The organism is Mesorhizobium sp. M4A.F.Ca.ET.050.02.1.1 (assembly GCF_003997725.1).
Taxonomy (GTDB): Bacteria; Pseudomonadota; Alphaproteobacteria; order Rhizobiales; family Rhizobiaceae; genus Mesorhizobium.
Genome location: NZ_RZSG01000119.1, coordinates 1 through 3,117, shown reverse-complemented (window position 1 = coordinate 3,117; position 3,117 = coordinate 1). Strand labels below are relative to the sequence as shown.

The 3,117-nt window shown below is 66.4% G+C and carries 1 protein-coding gene and 2 pseudogenes; all 3 read left to right on the top strand.

What is annotated here, in order from left to right; translation table 11 throughout:
- Positions 1-340: pseudogene (locus tag EOA33_RS40390) on the top strand (SAM-dependent methyltransferase); the annotation flags it as partial.
- 115 nt (positions 341-455) lie between these two features.
- Positions 456-2,278: pseudogene (locus tag EOA33_RS11145) on the top strand (ABC transporter ATP-binding protein/permease).
- 166 nt (positions 2,279-2,444) lie between these two features.
- Positions 2,445-3,117, top strand: a 673-nt coding sequence (locus EOA33_RS11140) for a DUF1194 domain-containing protein (protein WP_145989112.1), incomplete at its 3' end; no start/stop codon positions are given.

The window sequence follows — 3,117 nt, the reverse complement described above, 5'->3', positions numbered from 1 at the left end:
GTTCGGCAATGGCCGGCCGTTCTCGCGCGGCCAGCTCACGGAATTGCTGCGCGAGGCGAACTTCACGCCGGCGGCGTGGTCGGACGCGCTGTTCTTCCCGCCGTCGCCGCGGCGTTTCATGATGCGGTTCCACAATGTGCTGGAGCGCGCCGGCCGGCGCTTCTGGCCGATCTTTTCCGGCGTCATCGTGGTCGAGGCGCAAAAGCGGCTCTACCAGGGCGTGCCGGTCGTGCAGCGCGCCTCGCGCCGTGTCTTCGTGCCTGTGCTGACGCCGCAAGGCGCCACCAGGCTCGGGCGGCTGGCCGCGAACAAGGTGCAAGCCCGGGTGACGCGTTCGTGATCGCGGCAGCGCCTTGCCTCATCCTATCTGTCGGGGGCGGGTTCGCGGCCTGAAGGACATGCCGGTCGCGCTCGCGCCGGTTTCAGTACCTTTTCCGAAAGCAGGGACATCTGACATGGCTGATCAAGCGGATGACAAGGCCGGTCCGGCGCCCGCCGCCGTGTCTGTCGAAGCCAGCAGCCTCGGCGACCAGTTGGCGACGATCCGGCAGGCGCTGAAATCCTCGCCGGTGCGCAGGCAGTTCGTCTGGGCCTGTCTCGGCATCGTCGCCGTCATCGTCGCGACTGCGATCGGCCAAGTGCTGCTCAACCGTTGGAACCAGCCCTTCTACGATGCGCTGGCGCGGCGTGACCTGCCGGGTTTCCTGCACCAACTCATGGTCTTCGCTGCCATCGCCGGCGGGCTTCTGGTGCTCAATGTCGGCCAGACCTGGCTCAATCAGACCATCCGCCTGAAGCTGCGCGAGGCGCTGACGCTCGACCTGATCGAGGAGTGGATGCGGCCGGCGCGCGCCTTCCGGCTGGCGCATGCCGGCGCCATCGGCGTCAATCCGGACCAGCGCATGCAGCAGGACGCCGGCCATCTCTCCGACCTGTCGACCGATCTCGGCGTCGGCCTCCTGCAGGCCTTCATCCTGCTGGCGTCCTTCATCGGTGTGCTGTGGACACTGTCGTCGGGCTTCGTCTTCCACATCGGCGGTTATTCGCTGGCGATCCCTGGCTACATGGTGTGGGCGGCGATCCTCTATGCCGGCATCGCCTCATGGCTGAGCTGGCTGGTCGGACGGCCGCTGATCCGCTTCAACAGCGACCGCTACACGCGCGAGGCCGAACTCAGGTCCTCAATGGTCCGCGTCAACGAGAACATCGATGCCATCGCGCTTGCGCATGGCGAGGCCGACGCCAGGCGGCAACTCGAGCTCGACCTCGGCACGGTGCTCGGCGCCATGCGGCGCATCTACAGCGCCCAGATCAATCTCTCCTGGGTCACCGACACCTATGGCTGGATCACCGTGGTGGCGCCGATCCTGGTTGCCGCGCCGGTCTATTTCGCCGGCGACATCAGCTTCGGCGGCCTGATGATGGCGGTCGGCGCCTTCAACCAGGTCCATTCCTCGCTGCGCTGGTTCATCAACAACATAGGCGGCATCGCCGATTGGCGAGCGACGCTGATGCGCGTCGCCGATTTCCGCATCGCGCTCGGCGAAACCGATGTCTTCCACGACACCGAAAAGCGCATCATTTTTGCCGAAAACCCCGGCGGGACGCTGACCTTCGAGAAGCTTGAGGTCGCCTCGCCTGACGGCTGCACGAAGCTTGCCGAGCCGCATGTCGAGATTCGCCCCGGCGAGCGCGTCATGATCACCGGCGACCCGCGCGCCGGCAAGACGCTGTTCTTCCGCGCCATTGCCGGGCTGTGGCCGTGGGGCAGCGGCCGCATCGGCATGCCGACCGGAGCGGCGCCGATCTTCGTTCCGCGCACCCCCTATTCCCGCTCGGCACGCTGCGTGAGGTGCTGAACCACACCGACGACATCACGGTCGAGGATGCCGAGATCGCGGCGGTGCTGACGGAAGTCGGCCTCGAACGGCTTGCCTCCTCGCTCGACCGTTCGGCGCGCTGGGAGCACGAACTGGCCGATGACGAGCAGCGCCTGCTTGCCGTCGCCAGGCTCGCGCTCAGGCGGCCAAAATGGGTGATCATCGACGAGGCGATGGACACGTTCGACGGCGCGACGCTGCGACGCGTGCTGGCGATGCTGGAGAAGCGCCTGCCGGATGCCGCCATCCTCAACATCGGCCGCGGCCAGCACAACAACCAGTTCTTTCCGCGCTCGCTGACGATCGTGAAGGATACAGCCGGGTCGGCGCTGAAGCCCGCGCGGGTCAGGGCCGGCGCGATCGAGCCGCCGCCGCACGCTGCGCGCAAGAAGAAGTGAGCGATAGAGCGGCGGTCTATCTCTTTGTTTTCGCGCAATTCCGGACGGAAGGCTACGGCGAAGTCGCCGAGCCTGACCGTTTCACGCTTTTGCTGGAATTGCTCCAGCTTTATTTCGCCGTGATCGGCGCGGAAGATGATGCGCGTCAAACCGGACGCACGCGACCATGTTCGACGTGCTCAGCCTGCTTGCCTGTCTCGGCTGCGCTCAGGCAACGCCCTTGCCGATGCCAGCCGCGCAAGCCGCTGTGGATGTCGAACTGGTGCTTGCGGTCGACATCTCGACGTCGATGGACGAGCGCGAGTTCGCGCTGCAGCGCGCCGGCTATGTCGAGGCGCTCAGGCATCCGGACTTCATCAAGGCGGTGCGAGCTGGCACCAACGGCCGCATCGCGATCGCCTATTTCGAGTGGGCGGGCACCATCCGCGACGACGCGGTGCTTGCCTGGCAGATCATTGATGGCAGCGACAGCGCCGATGCCTTCGCTGACGGGATCGCGGCGCGGCCCTTCCGCAGCTTCCGTGGCACTTCAATCTCCGGCGCGCTCGCCTTCGGCACCGGGCTCTTCGGGCAAAGCGCCTTCAAGACGCAGCGGCGCGTCATCGACATTTCCGGCGACGGCCCCAACAACACCGGTCCGCCAGTCACCACGGAGCGCGACGCGGCTTTGGCCAAGGGCATCATCGTCAACGGCCTGCCGATCCTGATCAGCCCATCGCCAACCTTCAGCCATCTCGACCGCTACTATGCCGAATGCGTCACCGGCGGGCCGGGCTCCTTCGTGCTGCCGATCTACGCGGCTTCCGAGTTCTCGACCGCCATCCGGCGCAAGCTGATCC